Consider the following 22,143-nt stretch of genomic DNA (forward strand, 5'->3'; position numbering starts at 1 on the left):
CCCGATGACCTCAGTCGCGTACGTACAGGGGCTCGCCCGGTGGCGTCGTCCCGGCCGGCAGCACTGCCAGGTCGAGACCGCGCACCAGGCGGGCCCTCAGTGTCTCGTCGGCGGCCAGCCGCCCGGCGAGCGCGCGGGCGGCCTCGGCCGGGGCGGCGTCCGGGTCCAGGACGAGGGCGAGGGTGCCGTCGGCCTGCCCTGGGCCGAGGTGGGCACGCAGCACGGCGGGCTCGGCGGCCACCGCGGCGCGTACCGCCTCGACGACGGCCGGATCGGCCAGCGGCTCGGCCGTCGTACGGCCCTCGGCGAGCGCCCGCAGCGCCGGCCCCGTCAGCTCGTACGCCACCGGCCCCGCCATGTCCAGCACGATGGTGTCCGCCTTCTCGTGCGCCGCGGCCTTCAGTGCCTGGTGCAGGGGTACGGCCACGGGACGGGCCTGGGGGTCCCAGCGGGCCAGCGAGTCGGTGGACGTGAAGGCCGGCAGGGCGGTGCGCGATCCCGCCTTCAGCGTCGGTACGGCCATGTCGCTGGTCTTCTCGCGGCGCAGCCCGTTCTCGTCCTCCTCGACCTCGCCGAGCACGGCGACGACGGGGACGAGCAGCCGGGCGCCCCGGAGCGCCTCCAGAACCGGGCCCACGGCGGTGCGGTCCGCGTCCCAGGCGGCCAGCGCGGCGCTGAGCCGGGGATCGGCGGAGCCGTCGTCGTCGGAGTAGCCGGGGTCGGGAATGTTCTTGTTCGCCACGGTCACCGACCCTATAGGTGGGATGCTGCGGCGCTTGTGCGGCCCCTGAAACAGGGCGGACACCGAACTCACAGCTTTCTCAGATTTCCCTGACGAAGCTCTAACTTCGGTCTAACGGCCCGCACAGTCGCCGCGTCCAGCATCTCGGGCATGGAGTCCTCCAGAGCCCGCCAAGGCCGCCGCGCCCGCCCCTCGCGCCGCCGCCCCCTGCTCCACATCGCCCTGGCCGCGATCGTGATCGTCGGCGGCACGGCCGTGGGCACGGTGTACGTCAAGGCCCAGGCGCACTCGGAGTCGGGCGCCGTATCGTCGTCGCCGTCGCCGTCGGCAACCTCCTCGCCGTCGGCCGACGGGGAGGCGTCGGTGGAACCCGTGGCGGAGCCCTCGGTGGACCGTGGACAGCTGCTGGCCGACGCGCTGGCGTCGGTGACCGTGCCGAGCCGCGCGCGGGTGTCGGCGGCGGTCCTGGACCTGGAGTCCGGCGAGAGCGCCGCCTACGGGGACGCCGCCTTCGACACGGCGAGCATCGTCAAGGTCGACATCCTGGCGACGCTGCTGCTCCAGGCGCAGGACGCCGGCCGGCACCTCACCGCCACGGAGAAGACGTACGCCACCGCGATGATCGAGAACAGCGACAACGCCTCCGCGTCGGCGCTGTGGAAGATCATCGGCGAGGCAGCGGGCCTCGACGCCGCGAACAAGCGGTTCGGGCTCACGGACACCACGGGCGGCGACGGCATGCTGTGGGGACTGACCCGCACGACGGCCGCGGACCAGCTGACGCTGCTCCAGCAGGTCTTCGGGGACGACGCGAAGCTGAGCGCGGCCTCACAGGCGTATGTCGAGGGGCTGATGCGGCGGATCGCCGCCGACCAGCACTGGGGCGTCTCGGCCGCCGCCGACGTCCCCCAGCCTTCGGCCGGGGGTGCCGCCACCGCGTGGGCGCTGAAGAACGGCTGGCTGGCGCGCAGCACCACCGGGCTGTGGGACATCAACAGCATCGGGCGGGTGACGGTCGACGGCCACGGCTACCTGGTGACCGTCCTGTCCGACGGCAACGCGACCCAGGCCGGGGGCATCTCGCTGGTCGAGGCGGCGGCACGGGCGGCGGTCTCGGCGTTCACCGGAAGCGACGGCGAGTCGTCCTCGGCGTCCGCCTCCACGTCGCCGTCGTCCGCCGCGGACTGAGCCGGGCGCGGGACAGGCCCTAGAACTCGTCCAGGGGACGGTGGGTGCGGCGGCGGCCGCGCCACATGACGACCGCGACGACCAGCAGCACACCGCCTACGCTGCCCGCCAGCGGGCCCGCCCAGCCCGACATGCCGTCGTCCGCCGCGGCGGTGTCGGGCCCGGCGCCGAAGTACTTCCGGTCGTACGCGGCGGCCTTCAGGCCCTCCGGGTCGAGGCGGCCGGCGGCCTTGAGGGCGGCGGCCGGGTCGATGAAGCCGAAGCCGCGGGAGTCGTCGCGGCCGCCGCTGGGCGCGTTGCGGGCGGTGTCCTCCAGGAGCTTCTTGATCTGGGCCGGGCTCAGGCCCGGGTGGGCCGCCTTGATCAGGGCCACCGCGCCGGAGACGAAGGCGGAGGCCGCGCTGGTGCCCCAGCCCTCGTAGTAGCGGTGGTCCGGGGCCGCGATCACGACGTCGACACCGGGCGCGCTGACGGTGGCGTACCAGCGGCGGGTGGAGAAGGAGGCGCGGGTGCCGTAGCGGTCGACGGCGGTCGCGGCGATCACGCCCGGGTAGGCGGCCGGGTAGGAGATGTGGTCGCCCTTCTCGCCGCCGTTGCCCGCCGAGGCGACGACGACGGCGCCCTTCTTCAGGGCGTACTGGATGGCCTCGTCCTCGCCGGGCTCCGGGTGCGCGGAGGAGGAGTCGTCGCCGAGCGAGAGATTGATGACGTCGGCGCCGTGGTCGGCGGCCCAGCGGATGCCCTCGGCGAGGGCGTTGCCCCGGGTGGTGCGGGCCTTGGCGCGGGAGGGGTCGTCGTCCTCCAGGATCACGCGGACGGGGAGGATCCTGGCCTCGGGGGCGATGCCCATGACGCCTTCGCCGTTCCCGGCGCCGTGTCCGTGACCGGCGATGATCCCGGCCATCGCGGTGCCGTGCCGGGCCCAGGAGTCGTCACCGGGCTTCGCGCCGAATCCGACCAGGTCGGTGCCGGACAGGACGTTGCCGTCGAGGTCGGGGTGGTCGTCCTCGACGCCGGTGTCGAGGACGGCGACGGTGATGCCCTTGCCCTTGGTGGTCCGCCAGGCCTGCTGGGTGTGCATGGCGTCCAGCGCCCACTGCTGGGCGCGGATGCCGTCGGCGTGCGCGGGGACGGCCGGCGCGAGGGCGAGGGACGCGGCGAGGAGCGAGCCGACGAGCCCGGCGCGGTAGGTCGTACGGGTCGTACGGCTGCTCATGACGGTTCCTCCGTCGCCGCGTCGGCGGTCTTGCGGAACGCGCGTTCCATGCGGTCGGCCAGGCCCTGGGCCTCGTTGCCGAGACCGGCCTGCGCGGGGGCCGTGGTGGCGCCGGACTGCGTGGCGTCGGCCGCGGGCTGCGGGGTGTCGATACTGCGGCCGTCGGCCCAGCCGGAGACGGCGAAGACGACGACGGGGGTGTCCGTCAGCACGGAGACGGTCCACGAGGCACGCTGCTTGTCGCCGAAGGCGGCGGCGACGGTGTCCTTCGGCGCGTAGGGGCGGGGCATGAGGTCGGCGCGGCGGTCGAGCCCCTCCTTGCGGAACCGGGCGGCCAGGGCGCTCATGGTCGCCGCGTCCGCCTTGGTGAAGAGCAGGCCGACGGTGGTGACGTAGCTGCGGGTCGCGTCCGTGTAGGTGGCCCGCAGCAGACGGCGGCAGCCGGCCGGGGCGAGGACCTTGTGCAGCAACGGGTCGAACGCGTTCTGACAGCCGCTGTCCGGGGCGACGGCGATCCGCGTCCAGGTCCGGTCGGCGCCGCCGGGACCCGCTCCGGTGCCCTGCACGGTGGGCGGGAACAGCTGGTCCACGGGGATGCTGTGCCACAGTTCGGCGGCCGCCGCGAAGGTGTCGGGGGCGCCGTCGTCCCCGGACCCGCCGGTCAGCCAACTGCCCGTCGCCGCACCGCCGATGAGCCCGAATCCGAGCACCACGCAGACGGCCGCGGCGGTGGTACGGGACCGCAGGCGCCCCGCGAGGGGCCCCGGGCGCGCCTGCTCGTCGTACCCCTCCGGTTCTCCGAACGTCACGACGGGACGGTCCGCGGGCGGGGTCATCGCGGTCCAGGAGAGCGCCGGGTCCGGGGTCACGGGCGCGGGGGCCGCGGGGGTGCCCGCGGGGTGCGGAGGTATGCCCGCGGCACCGGGCGGTGCGGACTGCGCCGGCATGACGAAGGCCGCGGGAGGAGTCAGCGGCGTCCAGGCCTCGGGCTCGGCCTCGCCCGCCCGGCCCGGCGCGACGGCACCGAAGCCGACGGCAGCCTCCGTGGCCCCCGCACGCGCCGGGGACACGCCACCGGAACCACCGAAGGCGGTGGTGGGCGGGACGGCCGGTGGCACTGCGGTCGGCGGGACGGTGCCCGACGGGGCGCCCGGCCGAGCGTCGGGCCGCGGCGGCACCGCCCCGGAGGCGGGCCCGCCGAAGGCGCCGGCGGACGGAACACGAGGCCGGTCCTGCGGAGGCGACGGCACGACAGTGGGCGGGACCACCGAGGCCGACGGGATGCCCGGCCGGGCATCCGGCCGCGGCGGCACCGGCCCTGAAGCAGGCCCACCGAAGACATCGGCGGACGGAACACGAGACCGGTCCTGCGGAGGCGACGGGACCGTGGTCGAGGCGGGACGCCGGAAGAAGTCCGTGCGGGTGCCGGTGTCCGGGCGCGTCTGCGGGCGCGGCGGCACGGCGGTGGTGCCGGGACGGTTCTGCGCGACGGCGGGGGTGAAGCCCCGCTCGGTGTCCGACCCGGGCTGCGGGGCCGGGGGGACCGGGCGGAGGCGGGCGGTCGTCTCCGAGGGCGTCGCGGCGGGCGCACCGGGGGTCCGCGACTGGGCCGGGGGCCGGTGTCCGGGCCGCGGCGACACACCACCGGACGGCGGGGCGTCGGGCAGGCGGGCGCCCCCGGACGGCGGGGCGTCCGGGAAGCGTGCCGCGCCGGACGGTGCGGACGGCGGCGCGTCGGGCAGACGCGTGGCAGCAGACGGCGGGCCGTCAGGCAGGCGCGACCCGGCGGACGGCGGAGCATCCGGCAGACGCGTCCCAGCCGACGGCGGAGCGTCAGGCAGGCGCGACCCGGCGGACGGCGGCGCGTCGGGCAGGCGTGTGGCAGCAGACGGCGGGCCGTCCGACAGCCGCGACCCGGCGGACGGCGAGGCGTCCGGCAGACGCGTCCCAGCCGACGGCGGGGCGTCCGGCAGGCGGGCGCCCGGGGACGGCGGGGCGTCCGGGAAGCGTGCCGTGGCCGCCGGTGGAGGCGGAGGCGTGGAAGCGCGGTCGGCGCGGGGGCCGGAGGCGGCGGACCCGAAGCTCGGGAAACGCGGCGCCCCTGCCCGGGGAGGACCGGCCGGGAAAGGGTCCGTACCGGCCGCGTCGCCGCCGGCCGTTGCGGGCGCCCCGCTGCCGGTGCGCGCCGGGGACGACGGGCCACGCGTCGGTGCCGGCCCGGTGGTTTGCCCGAAGCCCGTCGGCACGGCGTTCGGCACTGCGCCCGGCCTGGACCCCGCGGAAGCCCCGGGGGCCTCGGACGCGGTACCCGACGGCGTGGCCGTCGCGGAGCGCTGCGGTGTCGCGGGGGACGGGTCGTTCGCGGGAGGCGTGGTGGCTGCGGGCCGGGGACCGGGTCCGGGTTCGGGGGACCTGTCGGCGTCCACCCGCTCGTCGAGGGCGCCGGAGGAGCCGCTCGGACCGGACGAGCGGGAGGCGTCGTCGGCACCGGACGAGCGGGAGGCGCCGTCGGCATCGGAGGACGGGGGCGTGGTGGGGCGCGGCGGAACGGGGGCGCGGCGCGCTTCCGTGCTCATGCACCCCCCGCTTCCTCGTACCCGGGCCGTCGCTCTCGTGCGCGGGCCGCCGTACGGCTCACGCCCGGCCTGCCCGCGGCGCAGTCGCTTCGCCTCGGGCACGCATACCCGCACGGACGGGCCGTCATCCCGGCGCGGACCTGCGACCGGCGCCTGTTCCTCCGTGCGTGCGCGTCACTCTACGGCTTGTTCGAGGCCGCACGGGAACCAGTCCACGACGCCGGGGCATCTGCCCGGATCGTCCCCCTACCCTGCGGTAATCCTGTCTGGCAGGCTTCGTGCATGACTGCGCGCGCTGCCGACCGGGCCCGTTACGACCGGGCCACCGCCCATCTCGACGCCCCGCTTGCGATCGTCGATCTGGATGCCTTCGACGCCAACGCCGAGGATCTGGTGCGCAGGGCCGGCGGCAAGCCGATCCGGGTCGCCAGCAAGTCCGTGCGCTGCCGGGCCCTGCTCGAACGAGTCCTGGCGAAGGACGGCTTCGCGGGCATCATGTCCCTGACCCTCGCCGAGTCCCTCTGGCTGGCGCGCTCCGGTTTCGACGACGTCCTGCTCGCCTACCCCTCCGTCGACCGCGCCGCCTACGCGGAGCTCACCGCCGATCCCAAGCTGGCGGCCGCCGTGACCGTGATGGTCGACGACGTGGCGCAGCTCGACCTGATCGACGCCGCGCGCGCCGGCGGAAGCGAAGTGGTGCGGGTCTGTCTGGAGATGGACACGGCGCTGAAGCTGTTCGGCGGCCGGGTGCGGGTGGGGGCCCGCCGCTCCCCGCTGCACTCCCCCGAGCAGCTCGCCGACCTGGCGCGCGCGGTGCAGCGGCGGCCGGGGTTCAAGGTCGTCGCGATCATGGCGTACGAGGGTCACATAGCCGGTGTCGGGGACTCGGTGGCCGGCCGGCCGCTGCGCTCGCGCGCCGTGCGGCTGATGCAGGCGACGGCCCGCCGGGAGCTGGCCGAGCGGCGCGCGGCGGTCGTACGGGCGGTCCGGGCCGTCGTGCCCGACCTGGAGTACGTCAACGGCGGCGGCACCGGCAGCGTGCAGTCCACGGTGGCCGAGGACGCGGTCACCGAGGTCGCGGCCGGTTCCGGGCTGTACGTGCCGAGGCTCTTCGACAACTACACGTCCTTCAGCGGGCGTCCGGCGGCCCTCTTCGCCCAGCCCGTGGTGCGGCGGCCGGGGGTCGGGGTGGTGACCGTCCTGGGCGGCGGCTATCCCGCCTCGGGCGCCGCCGGACCCGACCGGCTTCCGGTGCCGTACCTGCCCGAGGGGCTGCGCTACGACCCGCAGGAGGGGCCCGGCGAGGCCCAGACCCCGCTGCTCGGCGCGCCCGCCGACGACCTGCTCATCGGCGACAAGGTGTGGTTCCGGCACGCGAAGGCCGGTGAGCTGTGCGAGCGGTTCGACGTGCTGCACCTGATCGAGGGGGACGCGGTCACGGCGACCGTGCCGACGTACCGCGGCGAGGGCCACGCCTTCCTGTAGGCAACCCGAAGAGGGCCGAAGTTCTCGGACTTCGGCCCTCCGGCAGCTCAGCCGACCGGACCCAGGTCCTACAGGGGCGTGACGTACGCGCCCGAGATTCCGCCGTCGACCAGGAAGTCGCTGGCGTTCACGAAGGAGGAGTCGTCGCTCGCCAGGAACGCGACGGCGGCGGCGATCTCCTCGGCCTCGGCGAACCGGCCGACCGGGATGTGCACGAGACGGCGAGCGGCCCGCTCCGGGTCCTTGGCGAACAGCTCCTGGAGCAACGGGGTGTTGACCGGTCCGGGGCACAGGGCGTTGACACGGATGCCCTCGCGGGCGAACTGCACGCCGAGTTCACGGGACATCGCCAGGACACCGCCCTTGGACGCGGTGTAGGAGATCTGGGAGGTGGCGGCGCCCATCCGGGCCACGAAGGACGCCGTGTTGATGATGGAGCCCTTGCCCTGGCGCCGCATGTAGGGGATGGCGGCCTTGCAGCACAGGTAGACGGAGGTGAGGTTGACCTCCTGGACGCGCTTCCAGGCCTCGAGACCGGTGTCCAGGATGGAGTCGTCGTCGGGCGGTGAGATGCCCGCGTTGTTGAAGGCGATGTCCACGCCTCCGTAGGTGTCGTAGGCCGTCTTGAACAGGGCCTCGACCTGCTCGGGGTCGGTGACGTCGGCCTTCACGAAGATCCCGCCGACTTCCTCGGCGGCGGCCTTGCCGCGGGTCTCGTCGACGTCCGCGCAGACGACGTGGGCGCCCTCGGAGGCGAGCCGGCGGGCGGTGGCGAGGCCGATGCCGCTGCCGGCTCCGGTGATGACGGCGGTGCGGCCGACCAGCCGGCGGCAGACGGCGTCAGGGGTCTGTGCGGTCACTGTGCGGGGCCCTCCGTGCTGATGAAGACGTTCTTGGTCTCGGTGAAGGCGGTGAGGGCGTCGGGGCCGAGTTCGCGGCCGACGCCGGACTGCTTGAAGCCGCCGAACGGGGTCCAGTAGCGGACGCTGGAGTGGGAGTTGACCGACAGGTTGCCGGCCCGCACGGCCCGCGAGACCCGCAGGGCGCGGCCGACGTCCCGGGTCCACAGGGAGCCGGCGAGGCCGTAGTCGGTCGCGTTGGCGAGCGCCACGGCCTGCTCCTCGTCGTCGAAGGGGAGGACGACGGCGACGGGTCCGAAGACCTCCTCGACGGCCACCCGGGCGCGCGGGTCGACGCCGGTGAGGACGGTGGGCGGGAACCAGTAGCCGGGGCCTTCGGGAGCCTTGCCGCGGATGCCGGGCGCGTCCGGGTCGACGTAGGACCGCACGCGGTCCAGCTGGGGCCTGGAGATCAGCGGGCCCATCTGGGTCTGCTCGTCGGCCGGGTCGCCGACGCGGACGGACTCGATCGCGGGCGCGAGCAGCTCCAGGAAGCGTTCGTACACCGGGCGTTGGACGAGGATGCGGGTGCGGGCGCAGCAGTCCTGGCCGGAGTTGTCGAGGAAGGACATGGGGGCCGCTGCCGCGGCGGCTTCCAGATCCGCGTCGGCGAAGACGATGTTCGGGCTCTTGCCGCCGAGTTCGAGGGTGACGCGCTTGAGGCGGTCCGCGCCCCTGGCCCACACCTGCTTGCCGACGGCGGTGGACCCGGTGAACACGATCTTCGCGACGCCGGGGTGCTCGACGAGCGCGGCTCCGGCGACCGGGCCGTGGCCGGGCAGCACCTGGAGGAGGTCCTGCGGAAGCCCGGCCTCCAGGGCGAGTTCGGCCAGCCGCAGGGCCGTCAGCGGTGTCGTCTCGGCGGGTTTGAGGATCACCGCGTTGCCTGCCGCGAGTGCGGGCGCGGTGCCCCAGGCCGCGATGGGCATGGGGAAGTTCCAGGGCGCGATGACGCCGACGACGCCGAGCGGTTCCAGGATCGTCACGTCCAGGCCGCCGGCCACCGGGATCTGACGACCGGTCAGCCGCTCGACCCCGCCGGCCGCGTAGTCGAGCAGGTCGCGTACGTTGCCCGCCTCCCAGCGGGCGTTGCCGACCGTGTGCCCGGCCTCCAGGACCTCCGACTGGGCGAGTTCCTCCCGGTGTTCGTCCACCGCGACGGCGAACCGGCGCAGCAGCCGGGCCCGGTCGCCGGGCGTGAGGGCGGCCCAGCGTTCCTGCGCCCGGGTGGCGCGTACGACCGCCGCGTGCACGTCGGCCGCGTCGGCGGCCGGTACGGTCGCGACGACCTCCTCGGTGGCGGGGTTGCGTACCTGGAGTTCGTGTTCCCGCGCGTGCTCCTGCTCGGGTTCGCGTTCCTGCTCGCGTTCCGTCTCGCGTTCCTGGGGCTCGTGCTCGGGCTCGTGGGACAAGAAGGGCCTCACATGCGTTCGAAGGAGCGGCGCAGCTCCCAGTCGGTGACCGCGGCGTCGTAGGCCTCCAGCTCGACGCGGGCCATGTTGCGGTAGTGCTCGACGACCTCGTCGCCGAAGGCGGCACGGGCTATCGGGCTGTCCGCCCAGAGTTCGGCGGCCTCGCGCAGCGTGGTGGGCACCTGTGCGTATTCGGCGGCGTAGGCGTTGCCCGCGCAGGCCTCGGGCAGGTCGAGCTTGTGCTCGATGCCGTACAGCCCGGCCGCGACGAGTCCGGCGACGGCGAGGTGCGGGTTGACGTCGCCGCCGGGCAGCCGGTTCTCGAACCGCATCGAGCGGCCGTGGCCGACCACGCGCAGGGCGCAGGTGCGGTTGTCGTGGCCCCAGGCGACGGCGGTCGGCGCGAAGGAGCCCGGCTGGAAGCGCTTGTAGGAGTTGATGTTGGGGGCGTAGAGCAGGGAGAAGTCGCGCAGTGCGGCGAGCTGTCCGGCGAGGAAGTGGCGCATCACCTCGGACATGCCGTCCCGATCGTCCGCGCCGCCCGCCATGGCGTTGGTGCCGTCCGCGGCCGCGAGCGAGAGGTGGATGTGGCAGGAGTTGCCCTCGCGCTCGTTGTACTTGGCCATGAAGGTCAGCGAGACGCCCTCCTGGGCGGCGATCTCCTTGGCTCCGGTCTTGTAGACGGCGTGCTGGTCGCAGGTGACCAGGGCCTCGTCGTAGCGGAAGGCGATCTCGTGCTGGCCGGGGTTGCACTCGCCCTTGGCGGACTCGACCGTGAGGCCGGCGGCGGCCATCTCGTTGCGGATGCGGCGCAGCAGGGGCTCGACCCGGCCGGTGCCGAGCACCGAGTAGTCGACGTTGTACTGGTTGGCCGGGGTCAGGCCGCGGTAGTTGGCGTCCCAGGCCTGCTCGTAGGTGTCCTTGAAGACGATGAACTCCAGCTCGGTGCCGACCTGGGCGGTGTACCCGTGCTCGGCGAGCCGGTCCAGCTGGCGGCGCAGGATCTGCCGGGGCGCGGCGACCACGGGCGAGCCGTCCTCCCAGGCGAGGTCGGCGATCACCAGGGCCGTGCCGGCGTTCCAGGGCACCCGGCGCAGCGTGGACAGGTCGGGGTGCAGGGCGAAGTCGCCGTAGCCGCGGTCCCAGGAGGACATCGCGTACCCGTCGACGGTGTTCATCTCGGTGTCGACGGCCAGGAGGTAGTTGCAGCCCTCGGTGCCGTGCTCCAGGACCTCGTCGAGGAAGAACCGGGCGGCGAACCGCTTGCCCTGGAGCCGGCCCTGCATGTCGGGAAAGGCCAGGACGACGGTGTCGATCTCACCGCTCGCGACGAGAGCCCGCAGCTCCTCGACGCTCAGCGGGGGCGTGCGGTCTGCCACAGGGGGCCTCCTTCGCCGGGCCGGGAGCCATAAGGTATTGCCGAGAACCATTGCTTGGGAAGGGGGTGCGGCCGCATGTCGCGGGGCACGGACCCGGAGAGACCGGCTGCCGAAGGACCGGACGACCGTCTCGCGCCGGTGCTGCGGCCGGTCCGGGCGGGCAACGGCTTCGAGGAGGCGCTGGAGCAGATCCTCCAGGTCGTCCGGCTGGGCCTGGTGCCCGGCGGCGGACGGCTGCCGGCCGAGCGGGAGCTGGCGGAGCGGCTCGGGATCAGCCGGGTGACGCTGCGCGAGGTGCTGAAGGTGCTCCAGGACCAGGGGCTGGTCGAGCCCCGCCGGGGCCGCTACGGCGGGACGTTCGTGCTGCCGCGCACGGACGCCGGCGGCGAGGACGAGCTGCGCCGCCGGATCGCCGAGGTCGACATCGAGGACGTGCTGCGCTTCCGGGAGGTGCTGGAGGTCGGTGCGGCCGGGCTGTGCGCGGCGCACGGGCTGACGGACGAGCAGGCGGCCCGGCTGCGCGAGGCGCTGGCCCGCACGCACGACGCGCCGCTCGCGGAGTACCGGCGCCGGGACACGCTGCTCCACCTCACCCTGGCCGAGCTGTGCGGCTCCGCGTCGCTGGCCGCGCGGTACGCGGCCGTCCGGGCCACGGTGAACGACCTGCTGGACTGCATCCCGCTGCTCGTGCGCAACCTGGAGCACTCGCAGCGCCAGCACAGCGCCCTGGTCGAGGCGGTCCTGGACGGGGACGCGGACGCGGCACGGGAGATCGCGCGGGAGCACTGCGCGGGGACGGCGGCGCTGCTGCGGGGCTTCCTGGCGTGAGCCCCCGGCCCGCAGCCGCGGGGACGACGGGGGTTCTCGGCGTGCGGACCCGGACCGCGGCCGTCAGGCCGGCGCCCCCGGCGCCCCGGACGGCGGCCCGGACGGCGGCCCGGACGGCGGCCCGGACGGCGGCCCGGACCTCTTGCCGCGCACGGGTGACCTCAGCAAAGGTATGGGGGCAATCCATTGCACGGTGTGGGAGGGCGCATGGCGCGCAGACCGCTGATCGGTGTCAGTACGTATCTGGAGCCCGCGGTGCGCTGGGGCGTGTGGGAGCTGGAGGCGGCGTTGCTGCCGGCCGGGTATCCGCGACTCGTCCAGCGGGCCGGCGGACTGGCGGCGATGCTGCCGCCGGACGGGCCGGAACATGCCGCCGCGACCGTGGCACGGCTCGACGGGCTGGTGATCGCGGGCGGTCCGGACGTCGAGCCGGTGCGCTACGGAGCCGGACCCGACCCCCGTACCGGGCCGCCGGCGCGCGCCCGGGACGCCTGGGAGCTGGCCCTGATCGAGGCCGCGCTCGCCGCGCGCGTCCCGCTGCTGGGCATCTGCCGGGGCATGCAGTTGCTGAACGTCGCGGCCGGCGGCACTCTCGTCCAGCATCTCGACGGGCACGCGGAGGTGGTCGGCGTCTTCGGACTGCACCCCGTCAAGCCGGTCCCGGGCACGCTGTACGCGGGGATCGTGCCGGAGGAGACGGCCGTACCGACGTATCACCACCAGGCGGTGGACCGGCTGGGCACGGACCTGGTCGCGTCGGCGTACGCGGCGGACGGCACGGTCGAGGCGATCGAACTGCCCGCCTCGGCGGGGTGGGTGCTGGGCGTGCAGTGGCACCCGGAGATGGGCGAGGACCTGCGCGTGCTGCGGGCCCTGGTCACCGCCGCGTCCTGAGCCGGGCCGCACCGACGCTGCACTAGTGGTTGGCGGGTGGGGTGGTCGGGGACGGGCCGCGGGTCAGTGACAGGAGGTCGCGCGCCGGGCCCGCCGGCCGGTGTCCCGCCGGCCACACGGCCCGCAGATCACGCCGCAGCCGGACGCCCTCCACCGGGATGCTCACCAGGCGGCGCATCGCGAGCTCCTCCCCCAGCGCCAGTTCGCTCAGCACCGCGGGCCCGGCCCCGCCGACCGCCGCCGCCTTCACCGCCGTCGTCGAGGACAGCTCGATCAGCGGGCGGGCCAGGCCGCCCAGGGCCGCGTCGAGGACCTGCCGGGTCCCCGAGCCCGTCTCCCGCAGGATCAGCGGTGTCGCGGCCAGTTCCCCGGCGGCCAGGGCGCGTCTGCGGCGGGCCCAGGGGTGGCCGGGTGCCGTCACCACGATCAGCCGGTCGTGGGCGACGACCGCCGAGTCCAGGCCGGGCGGGACGTCCAGCCCCTCCACGAAGCCGAGGTCCGCCTCACCCGCGACCAGCCGTTCCGCCACCGACGCCGAGTTCCCCGCCAGCAGCGACACCGCGGTGTCGGGGCGCTGGGCGCGCAGCGCGAGCAGCCAGCCCGGCAGCAGGTACTCGGCGATCGTCATGCTCGCCGCCACCCGCAGCCGGGAGTCACGGCGATCGCGCAGGGCCTGGGTGCCCGCGTCGAAGGCCTCCGCCGCCTCGACCACCCGTCGCGCCCAGTCGGTCACCAGCGCTCCGGTGTCGGTGAGCCGGGAACCGCGCGGTGAGCGGTCCACCAGCGCCAGGCCCAGCCTGCGCTCCATCGAGCGGATCCGGCTGCTGGCGGCGGGCTGGGTGATGCCGAGCTCCCGCGCGGCCGCGCCGAGGCTGCCCAGCCGTGCCACCGCCAACAGCAGTTCCAGGGCGCCGAGGTCCGGGACCCGGTGGGCGACCGAATCCCCCTGCTCCCGGGCCCCGCTCGGACCGCTCGTCTCGCTCATAAGTCCACCTTATGTCCCCATAGGCACATCGCCCCTGGTCGCGGGCCATGGGCCGGGCGATGGTGGAGGCATGGTCACCGATGCCCTCTCCCTGTCCCGTCCGGCCGGCCGCGCCGCGGCGGTCCGCCACCTCGGCCCGAACTGGTACGCCTCCGTCATGGGCACCGCCATCGTGGCCACGGCAGGCGCGGGACTGCCCGTCCACGTTCCGGGCCTGCGTGCCGTCTGCGCGGCCGTGTGGGTCCTGTCGTTCGCTCTGCTGGTGACCCTGCTGACCGCCCGTGCCCTGCACTGGACCCACCACCGGGACCAGGCCCGCGCCCATCTCCTCGATCCTGCGGCGGCCCCGTTCTACGGCTGTCTGGCCATGGCGCTGCTGGCCGTGGGCGGGGGTGCCGTCACCGTCGGCCGGGACGTGATCGGAACGGGGGCCGCGGTCGCCGTCGACACGGTCCTGTTCAGCGCCGGCACCGTCGTGGGCCTGGCGGCAGCCGTCGCGGTGCCGTACCTGATGGCCGTGCACCACCGGATCGAGCCGGGGCAGGCGACGCCCGTGTGGCTGCTGCCGGTCGTCGCGCCCATGGTGTCCGCCGCGCTCGGACCGCTGCTGGTGCCGCATCTGCCGGCCGGCCAGCCCCGGGAGGCACTGCTGCTGGGCTGCTTCGCGCTGTTCGGGCTGAGCCTGCTGGCGACCCTGCTGATGCTGCCGCTGGTCTTCGGCCGGCTGCTCACGGGCGGCCCGCTGCCGCTCGCGCTCACCCCGACCCTGTTCCTGGTGCTCGGCCCGCTCGGCCAGTCCACGACCGCCGTGGGGAACATCGCGGACGCCGCGCCGGGGGTCGTCCAGGCCCCGTACGAGCAGGCCTTCGCGGGCTTCGCCGTCCTGTACGGCGTCCCCGTCCTGGGTTTCGCGCTGTTCTGGCTGTGTCTGGCCACCGCCCTGTGTCTGCGGGCGCACCGGCACGGGATGGGCTTCGCCATGACCTGGTGGGCCTTCACCTTCCCGGTCGGCACCTGTGTCACCGGCGCCGGGGCGCTGGCCCGGCACACCGGTCTTGTCGCCTTCGACGGGCTCGCGGTCGCGCTGTACGCCGTCCTCGTGGGCGCCTGGGCGACCGTGGCCGCGCACACCGTCCGCGGCCTGGTCAGCGGTGTGCTGCTCGCAGGGCCGACGCCAGTGCCCGCGGCGCCTCGGCGAGCGACGGCCCGTACCACGTCAGGTGCCGTCCGCTGACGAGCGCGCAGGGCAGCCCGGGGAAGGCCTCGGGACCGTCGTCGGGGGTGAAGCGGTAGGGCTCGTCGGGAAGCACGACGAGGTCCGGCCCGGCGGCGCGCAGCTCCTCCAGGGGGACGCGCGGGTAGCGCTCGGGGTGGGACGCGTACAGGTGGTCGACGCCCAGGCGGGCGAGCACGTCACCGGCGAAGGTGTCACGGCCCAGGACCATCCAGGGGCGGCGCCAGATCGGCACGACGGCGGTCGTACGTCCCGTGCCGACGGCGGTGCGCCCCCCGGCCCCGGTCGTCGGCGCCGCCCAGGCCGCCTCCGCCTCGTCCAGCCAGCGCGGCCGGGTCCGCGTCCCGCAGGCCCGCAGCACCCGGTCCAGTTCACGGAAGGCCTGCGGCACGTCCCGCACCTCGGTCACCAGTACCTCGAGGCCGCCCGAGCGCAGCGCGGCCAGGTCAGGTGCGCGGTTCTCCTCCTCGTTGGCGATCACCAGGTCGGGCGCGAGGGCGAGGATCCGTTCGGTCTTCGGGTTCTTCGTCCCGCCGACGCGGGCCACGTCGAGGCCGGCGGGGTGGGTGCACCAGTCGGTGACGCCGACCAGGACGCCGGGCAGGGACACGGCCACCGCCTCGGTCAGGGACGGCACCAGCGAGACGATCCGCATGGGCTACCGCCGCCTGCCGCGCCTGTCCTGGACTGCCTCGACGTGCTCCGCCACCGCCACCACGACCACACGGGTGTCCGGTACGGTCGCCCGCCACCGGTGGCGCACCCCGCCGGTCAGGTACAGCGTGTCCCCGCGGCCGAGGCGGTACGCGCGGCCCTCCGCCTCGATCTCCACCGCGCCGTCGGCGACGTACATCAGCTGGTCGTTGCGGTACTGGATCTCGCGACCCGCCTCGTGGTCGCCGGTGAACTCCGAGGCGTGCATCTGGTGGTGCCCGCGGACCAGCGACCTGGCCTGGGGTCCGGCGCCCGGCACGTTGTCCTCGGCGCGCACGACGTCCACGCTGCACGCCGGGTCGGCGGCGGCGAGGAGTTCGACGGCGGTGGTGCGCAGGGCGTCGGCGACCTTCTCCAGGGAACTCCTGCTGGGGCGCGCCCGGTCGTTCTCGACCTGGCTCAGAAAGGGGACCGACAGGCCGCTTCGCTCGGCCACGACGGCAAGGGTGAGCTCCAGCGCGCGACGGCGCCGCCGCACGGCCGCGCCCACCCGCAGGGGCTGTTCCTTGTGGTCGCCCATCGCGCCCGCTGCCTCCTCCGCTCGTCGCCCGGTCGTCCGTGCGCGAGGGTCCGCGCGCACTCCTCCTGATGAGTTCTCTGCACCCTACGCATGTTCGGCAAACCGTTTCAGGCGGCCGTCACATCGGCGACACATTGCGTCGGCTCGGACCTCACAGTTCTCGCCAGTGGATCAATCGGCCGGACTTCCGGAGCCTCACTCCCCTCGCACGGGACGAACGGGCTGATGGGCAGGGCCGGGCGCCCTCCGGGACCGGTGACGGGCGTGTCCGACGGGGCCGCCAGGGCCCGGCTGCCGCAGGGGGCGCGGACGGTCGGCAGGTCGGCATGTCCGGACGCGGGCCGCAAGGCCGTCGCCGGCCGACTGCCGGTTCCCTCCCGCACGGACTGACCCTCGATCAGCACGAGCGTGGTGCTTTTCGGTTGAACGCGCGAGCGCTCCCCGATGTTCCCGGCCGTTCACCGGGTATGTTCCCGCCCGTCTCCCGGGTCCGAACCTGCTGGTCAAGGCGGGGTGGCTGCGGCATCGAGGCAGGTGCCCGCCCGTCGACGGCGGTGGACACGGGCGAGGCGGGCCCGGGGGACGGCAGGCCCCGGACGGGCGGGCCGTGGCCCTCCGGACGCCGGGGAACGGCCGGGGAACTGCGGGCGAACCGGCCGTGGCAGCCGGATGCCCCGGCCCGGTCCCCCCTCGGACCCGAACCATTCGTAGCTTTGTGTGGTTGTCCGGATCTTTTCCGTAGGCATGGGAGTGATCCCCCGGCGCACGGCGGGCGCGCGGGCTCCGGTCGGTTTCCGGACATGACCCGAGGGGCGGGCCTTCCCGCGCGCTGTCAGGTCGCGCGGAAAGGCCCACCCCTCGGAGGTTCGTCCCACCGGTGCCGGGCCCGATCCGATGGTGCCCCAGGACTTGCCGGTGGTGGGTGCCCTAGGACTTGGCCGGGACGGGGGCCGCCTTGTCGACGACGTCCGGGTTGTCCTTGAGCCAGGCGCGCACGGCCTCCTGCTGCCTGCCCTTGCCCGCCTCGTTGATCGCCGCTTCCAGGCCGGTGAGCTGCTTCTCGGTCATGCGGAAGTTCTTCAGCCAGGTGCCGACGACCGGGTTGTCGGCGGCGAAGCCCTTGCGGGCCAGCGTGTGCACGCCGTCGCCCGTGCCCCAGGCGCCCTTGGGGTCCTTCAGCTTCTTCAGGTCGTAGTCGTTGTACGCCCAGTGCGGCGACCAGAGCGTGACGACGATCGGTTCCTTCCTGCTGTAGGCGCGCTTGAGCTCGGCGAGCATCGCGGGCGTGGAGCTGTCGACGACCTTGTACTCCTGGTCCAGCCCGTACTCCTTGAGGACCTTGCTCTTGAGCAGGGCCGTCTCGCCGGCGCTGGACTCGATGCCGGTGATCTTCCCGCCGAACCGCGACGCCTGGCCCTTGAGGTCGTCGAGGGAGTCGACGCCCTTCACGTACGAGGGCACGCTCAGCTCCAGGGACGTCCTGCCGTACCAGGAGCCGAGGTCGTCGAGGCGGTCCCCGTACTTCTTCCAGTACTGCGCGTGGGTGGTGGGCAGCCAGGAGTCGGTCTCGAAGTCGACGTCGCCCTGGGCGAGCGAGGTGTACAGCGGCCCGGCGTCGTACTGCTTCGCGTCGACCTGGAAGCCGCGCCGTTCGAGGATCTCCTTCCACAGGAAGGTGGAGGCGACGCCCTCGTCCCAGGGGATGTACCCGATGGTGATCTTCTCGCCCCGGCCGACGTCCTTGCCGTCGGCGACGGCCGGTGTACCGCCTGTGCCGCCGGTACCGCCGAGGACGCCCAGACCGCCGGACACCAGGCCGAGGACGACGATGCCGATCATGGCGAACTGAGGACGGGGACGGTAGGACCAGATCCTCGTGCCTCCGGCGGCACGCGCCCGCAGAGCGGCGCGGCGGCCGAGCGGGGAGACCTGGGTGCCGAGTGCGCCGGTCATCCGGTCGAGGTAGATCGCGAGGATCACGATGGCGACGCCGGCTTCGGAGCCGAGGCCGACGTCGAGCTGGCCGATGGCCTCGTTGACGTCGCCGCCGAGACCGCCGGTGCCCACCATGCCGGCGATCGCGGCCATGGACAGGCCGAGCATGATGACCTGGTTGACGCCCGCCATCACGGTGGGCAGGGCCAGCGGCAGCTGGACGCGCAGCAGGGTGTCACGGGGCGTGGTGCCGAACGCCTCGGCGGCCTCGACCAGTTCCTTGTCGACCTGCCGGATGCCCAGTTCGGTCATGCGCACGCCCGGGGCGAGCGCGAAGATCAGGGTGGCGACGATCCCCGCGGAGGCGCCGGTGCCGAAGAAGAGGATCGCCGGGATGAGGTAGATCATCGCGGGCAGCGTCTGCATGAAGTCCAGGACCGGGCGGACCAGTGCGCCGACCCGCTCGGAGCGGGCCGCCCAGATGCCCAACGGGACCGAGATCACCAGGGCGATGACGGTGGCGACGAGGACCAGCGACAGGGTGACCATCGCGTCGTCCCACAGTCCGAGGGAGTCGATGAAGGCGAATCCGACGAAGGTGAGGACACCGGCGAGGGTGCCGCGCAGCCAGAAGGCCAGCACGGCGAAGATCCCTGCGAGCAGCAGCGGCTGCGGGGCCTGGAGTACGGCGTCGATGCCGTCGTAGGCACCGGTGAAGACGGCCTTGAGGACGTCGAACAGCCAGGACACATGGCCGAGCAGCCAGTCGACCGCGCTGTTGACCCAGTCGCCGAGCGGAATCCTAGGCACGGGCCACCGCCTTGGCGCCGTCCTTCGCGCCGTCCGTGGTCGTCGCCTTCGCGCCGTCCGTCGCCGTCGCCTTCGCGCCGCCCGTCGTCGCCTTCGCGCCGTCCGTCGCGCGGGGCGTGTCGCAGCTGCCCGGTGCGGCGGCCGGCTCGTCGCCGAGGAAGCCGAGCAGACGCTGTCGCGGCACGACCCCGACGAGGGTGCGCCGGGCGTCGAGCACCGCCACGGGGTGCGGCACGCGCGCGCTGATCGCGCACAGTTCGGTGAACGGGGTCCGCGGCGTCGCGGTCTCGCAGCCGCAGTCGGCCTCGTCGCCGCGTACCGCGCGGTCCATGACGGCATCGGCGGTCAGCACCCGGGAGCGGTCGACGTCCTGGGTGAAGGAGGCGACGTAGTCGTCGGCGGGGCGTACGAGGATGTCCTGCGCGGTGCCGATCTGCGCGACCCGGCCGTCGCGCATCACCGCGACACGGTCGCCCAGGCGCATCGCCTCGTTGAGGTCGTGGGTGATGAAGACGATCGTCTTCTTCAGCGTCTTCTGGAGTTCGAGGAGCTGGTCCTGCATGTCGCGCCGGATCAGCGGGTCGAGCGCGCTGAACGACTCGTCCATGAGGAGCAGTTCGGCGTCGGTGGCGAGGGCACGGGCCAGTCCGACGCGCTGCTGCATACCGCCTGACAGCTCGTCGGGCCAGGACTTCTCCCAGCCGGCCAGGCCGCACAGGGCGAGCGCCTCGTCGGCGCGGCGTGCGCGCTCGGCGCGGGGCACGCCCTGCACCGCCAGACCGTAGGCGGCGTTGTCGCGGACGCTGCGGTGCGGGAAGAGCGCGAAGTGCTGGAAGACCATGCTGATCCTCCTGGAGCGGACCTCGCGCAGGCCGCGGGCGTCGAGTCCGGTCAGGTCCTGGCCGCCGAAGCGGACCTGCCCGGCCGTCGGCGGGAGCAGACCGTTGAGCATGCGCAGCAGCGTGGACTTCCCCGATCCGGACAAGCCCATGACGACGAAGATCTCGCCCGGTTCCACGGTGAAGGAGGCGTCGATCACGGCGGCGGTGGCGCCGTCGGCGCGCAGCTCCTCCCGGTCGGCTCCGTTGCGCAGCCGCTCGACTGCGTGGTCCGGTCGTCTGCCGAACACCTTGTAGAGATGTTCGGCTTCAAGTGTGGCTGACACACGGGCCTCTTGCTCTCGGGGACAGGTCGCGGAGAGACGGCCGACCGCAAACGTTGAAATTGCAATCTCCGTCGCTCCGAAGCGGCGCCTGCCCCGGCTCTCACCTGGCAAACACACCAGTGACCCGGTTCACAGCGCGTTCACGTCCGCCACGTGCCCGCCGCGCTGTCGCCCTGACGAGTGGTTGTCGGTGCCGTACGGCATGATGCGAGCGTGACCGGACGACTGATGCTCCTCGACACCGCCTCCCTGTACTTCCGCGCCTACTTCGGTGTGCCGGACTCCGTGAAGGCACCGGACGGCACCCCGGTGAACGCGGTGCGCGGGCTGCTGGAGTTCATCGACCGGCTGGTCAAGGACCATCATCCGGAGCACCTGGTGGCCTGTATGGACGCCGACTGGCGGCCGCACTGGCGGGTCGAGCTGATCCCCTCGTACAAGGCGCACCGGGTCGCCGAGGAGCGCGCGGCAGGCCCGGACCAGGAGGAGGTGCCGGACACGCTGTCCCCGCAGGTGCCGGTCATCGAGGAGGTCCTGGACGCGCTGGGCATCGCCCGCGTGGGCGTCGCGGAGTACGAGGCGGACGACGTGATCGGCACGTTCACCGCGCGCGCGAAGGGTCCGGTCGACATCGTCACCGGCGACCGCGACCTGTACCAGCTCGTGGACGACGCGCGCGGGGTGCGCGTGCTGTATCCGCTCAAGGGGGTCGGCACGCTCCAGCTGACCGACGAGGCACTGCTGCGGGAGAAGTACGGCGTCGACGGGCGCGGGTACGCGGATCTGGCGCTGCTGCGCGGCGACCCGAGCGACGGCCTGCCCGGGGTGCCCGGGGTCGGCGAGAAGACGGCGGCCAAGCTGCTCGCCGAGTTCGGCGACCTGGCCGGGATCATGGCGGCCGTGGACGACCCCGCGGCCCGGCTGACCCCGACGCAGCGCAGGCGGCTCGACGAGGCGCGGCCGTATCTCGCGGTGGCGCCGAAGGTCGTCCGGGTCGCCGACGACGTCCCGCTGCCGGACGTCGACACGGCGCTGCCGCGCCGGGCGCGCGACCCGCAGGCACTGGACGCGCTGGCGGCGCGCTGGGGGCTGGGCGGGTCGCTGAACCGGCTGCTGACCACGCTGGGCACGCCGGGCGCGTGATCATTGTTCCCGCGCCAGGACCTGACCGCACCGAGGGCGAGGAGTCATGATCTGCCCGAGAGGTTCATGAACCTCCCGGTCCAGAGGGCCTCACCGAGGAAAGTGATGCTAACTTAGGTAAGCCTAAGCTAGATAGCGACTGGGAGGCCGCCATGGCAGAGCGTCCGGCACGAAAGCCGCGGAAGCCGCACTCCGCGCAGGTCGTTCGCACCGAACGGCTGACCCCGCACATGCAGCGGGTGGTGCTGGGCGGCGAGGGGCTGGCCGAGTTCACCGCGGGGACCTGCACCGATCACTATGTGAAGCTGCTGTTCCCGGCCGGGGGCGCGACCTACCCGGAGCCCTTCGACGTGGAGCGGATCCGGGCCGAGTTCCCGCGTGAGCAGTGGCCGGTGACCCGGACCTACACCGTGCGCGCCTGGAACCACGAACACCGCGAGCTGACCCTGGACTTCGTGCTCCACGGCGACGAGGGCCTCGCCGGGCCCTGGGCGGCCCGCGCCCAGCCGGGCGAGACCGTCCACTTCATGGGCCCCGGCGGCGCCTACGCCCCCGACACGGACGCCGACTGGCATCTGCTGGCCGGTGACGAGAGCGCGCTGCCCGCGATCGCGGCCGCGCTGGAGAGCCTGCCCGACGGCGCCGTGGCGCACGCCTTCGTGGAGGTCTCGGGCCCGGAGGAGGAGCAGAAGGTCGACTCCGACGTGGAGATCGTCTGGCTGCACCGCGGCGCGGCGCCGGTGGGCGAGAAGCTGGCCGAGGCGGTGCGCGGCCTGGACTTCCCGGAGGGCCGCGTCCACGCGTTCGTGCACGGCGAGGCCGGTTTCGTGAAGGAGCTGCGCCGGCTGCTGCGGGTGGAGCGGGAGATCCCGCGCGAGGACCTGTCGATCTCCGGCTACTGGCGGCTCGGCCACAACGAGGACGGCTGGCAGGCCTCCAAGCGGGAGTGGAACGCTCGCGTGGAAGCCGAGCAGGAAGGCTCCGCGCCCTCGGCGTGAAGCGCGTACGACGAAGCGGC

At 74.0% G+C, this 22,143-nt stretch carries 18 protein-coding genes; 7 read left to right on the forward strand and 11 right to left on the reverse strand.

Annotation, left to right across the window (positions count from 1 at the left end; genetic code table 11):
- Positions 1–10 precede the first annotated feature (10 nt).
- Complete coding sequence (locus tag ACZ7OY_RS22435; RefSeq protein ID WP_471912970.1) at positions 11–742, reverse strand: SseB family protein; 732 nt, start codon at positions 740–742, stop codon at positions 11–13.
- A 150-nt stretch (positions 743–892) separates the two neighbouring features.
- Here ACZ7OY_RS22435 and ACZ7OY_RS22440 point away from each other — a divergent pair, with 150 nt between their 5' ends.
- Entirely contained in the window at positions 893–1,930 is a 1,038-nt protein-coding gene (locus ACZ7OY_RS22440; RefSeq protein WP_471912971.1) for a serine hydrolase, read from the forward strand.
- Positions 1,931–1,949: 19 nt separating this feature from the next.
- On the opposite strand, the gene mycP is transcribed toward ACZ7OY_RS22440, so the two are convergent.
- Both mycP and ACZ7OY_RS22450 read right to left on the reverse strand, forming a co-directional pair.
- Entirely contained in the window at positions 1,950–3,146 is a 1,197-nt protein-coding gene (gene mycP, locus ACZ7OY_RS22445; protein ID WP_471912972.1) for a type VII secretion-associated serine protease mycosin, read from the reverse strand.
- A complete protein-coding gene (locus ACZ7OY_RS22450) occupies positions 3,143–4,216 on the reverse strand; it encodes a hypothetical protein (RefSeq protein ID WP_471912973.1) in 1,074 nt (357 codons plus the stop codon). Before ACZ7OY_RS22450 ends, mycP begins: the two co-directional genes overlap by 4 nt.
- A gap of 1,788 nt (positions 4,217–6,004) precedes the next feature.
- Here ACZ7OY_RS22450 and ACZ7OY_RS22455 point away from each other — a divergent pair.
- Complete coding sequence (locus tag ACZ7OY_RS22455) at positions 6,005–7,207, forward strand: amino acid deaminase/aldolase (protein WP_471912974.1); 1,203 nt, start codon at positions 6,005–6,007, stop codon at positions 7,205–7,207.
- A gap of 68 nt (positions 7,208–7,275) precedes the next feature.
- On the opposite strand, the gene ACZ7OY_RS22460 is transcribed toward ACZ7OY_RS22455, so the two are convergent.
- Genes ACZ7OY_RS22460 through ACZ7OY_RS22470 form a run of 3 tightly spaced genes read right to left on the reverse strand, consistent with a single transcriptional unit; the run spans position 7,276 to position 10,897 of the window.
- Complete coding sequence (locus ACZ7OY_RS22460; protein WP_471912975.1) at positions 7,276–8,067, reverse strand: 3-oxoacyl-ACP reductase; 792 nt, start codon at positions 8,065–8,067, stop codon at positions 7,276–7,278.
- A complete protein-coding gene (locus tag ACZ7OY_RS22465) occupies positions 8,064–9,518 on the reverse strand; it encodes an aldehyde dehydrogenase family protein (protein ID WP_471912976.1) in 1,455 nt (484 codons plus the stop codon). Before ACZ7OY_RS22465 ends, ACZ7OY_RS22460 begins: the two co-directional genes overlap by 4 nt.
- An 8-nt stretch (positions 9,519–9,526) precedes the next feature.
- Positions 9,527–10,897 carry a glutamine synthetase family protein gene (locus ACZ7OY_RS22470; protein ID WP_471912977.1) on the reverse strand — a complete coding sequence of 457 codons (1,371 nt, stop codon included), beginning with the start codon at positions 10,895–10,897 and terminating at the stop codon, positions 9,527–9,529.
- Positions 10,898–10,972: 75 nt separating this feature from the next.
- On the opposite strand from ACZ7OY_RS22470, the gene ACZ7OY_RS22475 reads away from it, so the two are divergent.
- Positions 10,973–11,725 carry a FadR/GntR family transcriptional regulator gene (locus ACZ7OY_RS22475; protein ID WP_471912978.1) on the forward strand — a complete coding sequence of 251 codons (753 nt, stop codon included), beginning with the start codon at positions 10,973–10,975 and terminating at the stop codon, positions 11,723–11,725.
- A gap of 207 nt (positions 11,726–11,932) precedes the next feature.
- A complete protein-coding gene (locus ACZ7OY_RS22480) occupies positions 11,933–12,619 on the forward strand; it encodes a gamma-glutamyl-gamma-aminobutyrate hydrolase family protein (RefSeq protein ID WP_471912979.1) in 687 nt (228 codons plus the stop codon).
- A 22-nt stretch (positions 12,620–12,641) separates the two neighbouring features.
- Here the strand turns inward: ACZ7OY_RS22480 and ACZ7OY_RS22485 are convergent, their stop codons facing one another.
- A complete protein-coding gene (locus ACZ7OY_RS22485) occupies positions 12,642–13,604 on the reverse strand; it encodes a LysR family transcriptional regulator (protein ID WP_471912980.1) in 963 nt (320 codons plus the stop codon).
- Between the two features lie 70 nt (positions 13,605–13,674).
- On the opposite strand from ACZ7OY_RS22485, the gene ACZ7OY_RS22490 reads away from it, so the two are divergent.
- A complete protein-coding gene (locus ACZ7OY_RS22490) occupies positions 13,675–14,838 on the forward strand; it encodes a TDT family transporter (RefSeq protein WP_471912981.1) in 1,164 nt (387 codons plus the stop codon).
- Here the strand turns inward: ACZ7OY_RS22490 and ACZ7OY_RS22495 are convergent.
- From ACZ7OY_RS22495 to ACZ7OY_RS22510, 4 genes are all read right to left on the reverse strand, one after another.
- Positions 14,750–15,493, reverse strand: a complete 744-nt coding sequence (locus ACZ7OY_RS22495; RefSeq protein ID WP_471912982.1) for a helical backbone metal receptor — start codon at positions 15,491–15,493, stop codon at positions 14,750–14,752. The two genes, ACZ7OY_RS22490 and ACZ7OY_RS22495, sit on opposite strands and share 89 nt — an antisense overlap.
- A gap of 3 nt (positions 15,494–15,496) precedes the next feature.
- Positions 15,497–16,072: a helix-turn-helix domain-containing protein gene (locus tag ACZ7OY_RS22500; RefSeq protein ID WP_471912983.1), complete on the reverse strand. Its 576-nt coding sequence runs from the start codon at positions 16,070–16,072 to the stop codon at positions 15,497–15,499.
- Positions 16,073–16,999: 927 nt separating this feature from the next.
- Positions 17,000–18,817: an ABC transporter permease/substrate binding protein gene (locus ACZ7OY_RS22505; RefSeq protein WP_471912984.1), complete on the reverse strand. Its 1,818-nt coding sequence runs from the start codon at positions 18,815–18,817 to the stop codon at positions 17,000–17,002.
- Positions 18,810–19,982 carry a quaternary amine ABC transporter ATP-binding protein gene (locus ACZ7OY_RS22510; RefSeq protein ID WP_471912985.1) on the reverse strand — a complete coding sequence of 391 codons (1,173 nt, stop codon included), beginning with the start codon at positions 19,980–19,982 and terminating at the stop codon, positions 18,810–18,812. The genes ACZ7OY_RS22505 and ACZ7OY_RS22510 overlap by 8 nt, the downstream gene beginning before the upstream one ends.
- A gap of 213 nt (positions 19,983–20,195) precedes the next feature.
- Between ACZ7OY_RS22510 and ACZ7OY_RS22515 the strand changes: the two genes are divergently transcribed.
- Together ACZ7OY_RS22515 and ACZ7OY_RS22520 are read left to right on the forward strand one after the other, a co-directional pair.
- Positions 20,196–21,125, forward strand: a complete 930-nt coding sequence (locus tag ACZ7OY_RS22515; RefSeq protein WP_471912986.1) for a 5'-3' exonuclease — start codon at positions 20,196–20,198, stop codon at positions 21,123–21,125.
- Between the two features lie 152 nt (positions 21,126–21,277).
- Positions 21,278–22,123: a siderophore-interacting protein gene (locus ACZ7OY_RS22520; RefSeq protein ID WP_471912987.1), complete on the forward strand. Its 846-nt coding sequence runs from the start codon at positions 21,278–21,280 to the stop codon at positions 22,121–22,123.
- Positions 22,124–22,143 lie beyond the last annotated feature (20 nt).

This window comes from Streptomyces sp. NPDC107559 (assembly GCF_055657365.1).

What these genes read in the sequence shown, in the direction of transcription:
- ACZ7OY_RS22455 (WP_471912974.1), top strand. Translation starts at nt 6,005, where the DNA reads ATGACTGCGCGCGCTGCCGACCGGGCCCGTTACGACCGGGCCACCGCC.
- mycP (WP_471912972.1), bottom strand. Translation starts at nt 3,146, where the DNA reads ATGAGCAGCCGTACGACCCGTACGACCTACCGCGCCGGGCTCGTCGGC.
- ACZ7OY_RS22485 (WP_471912980.1), bottom strand. Translation starts at nt 13,604, where the DNA reads ATGAGCGAGACGAGCGGTCCGAGCGGGGCCCGGGAGCAGGGGGATTCG.
- ACZ7OY_RS22475 (WP_471912978.1), top strand. Translation starts at nt 10,973, where the DNA reads ATGTCGCGGGGCACGGACCCGGAGAGACCGGCTGCCGAAGGACCGGAC.
- ACZ7OY_RS22500 (WP_471912983.1), bottom strand. Translation starts at nt 16,072, where the DNA reads ATGGGCGACCACAAGGAACAGCCCCTGCGGGTGGGCGCGGCCGTGCGG.
- ACZ7OY_RS22480 (WP_471912979.1), top strand. Translation starts at nt 11,933, where the DNA reads ATGGCGCGCAGACCGCTGATCGGTGTCAGTACGTATCTGGAGCCCGCG.
- ACZ7OY_RS22495 (WP_471912982.1), bottom strand. Translation starts at nt 15,493, where the DNA reads ATGCGGATCGTCTCGCTGGTGCCGTCCCTGACCGAGGCGGTGGCCGTG.
- ACZ7OY_RS22520 (WP_471912987.1), top strand. Translation starts at nt 21,278, where the DNA reads ATGGCAGAGCGTCCGGCACGAAAGCCGCGGAAGCCGCACTCCGCGCAG.
- ACZ7OY_RS22490 (WP_471912981.1), top strand. Translation starts at nt 13,675, where the DNA reads ATGGTCACCGATGCCCTCTCCCTGTCCCGTCCGGCCGGCCGCGCCGCG.
- ACZ7OY_RS22440 (WP_471912971.1), top strand. Translation starts at nt 893, where the DNA reads ATGGAGTCCTCCAGAGCCCGCCAAGGCCGCCGCGCCCGCCCCTCGCGC.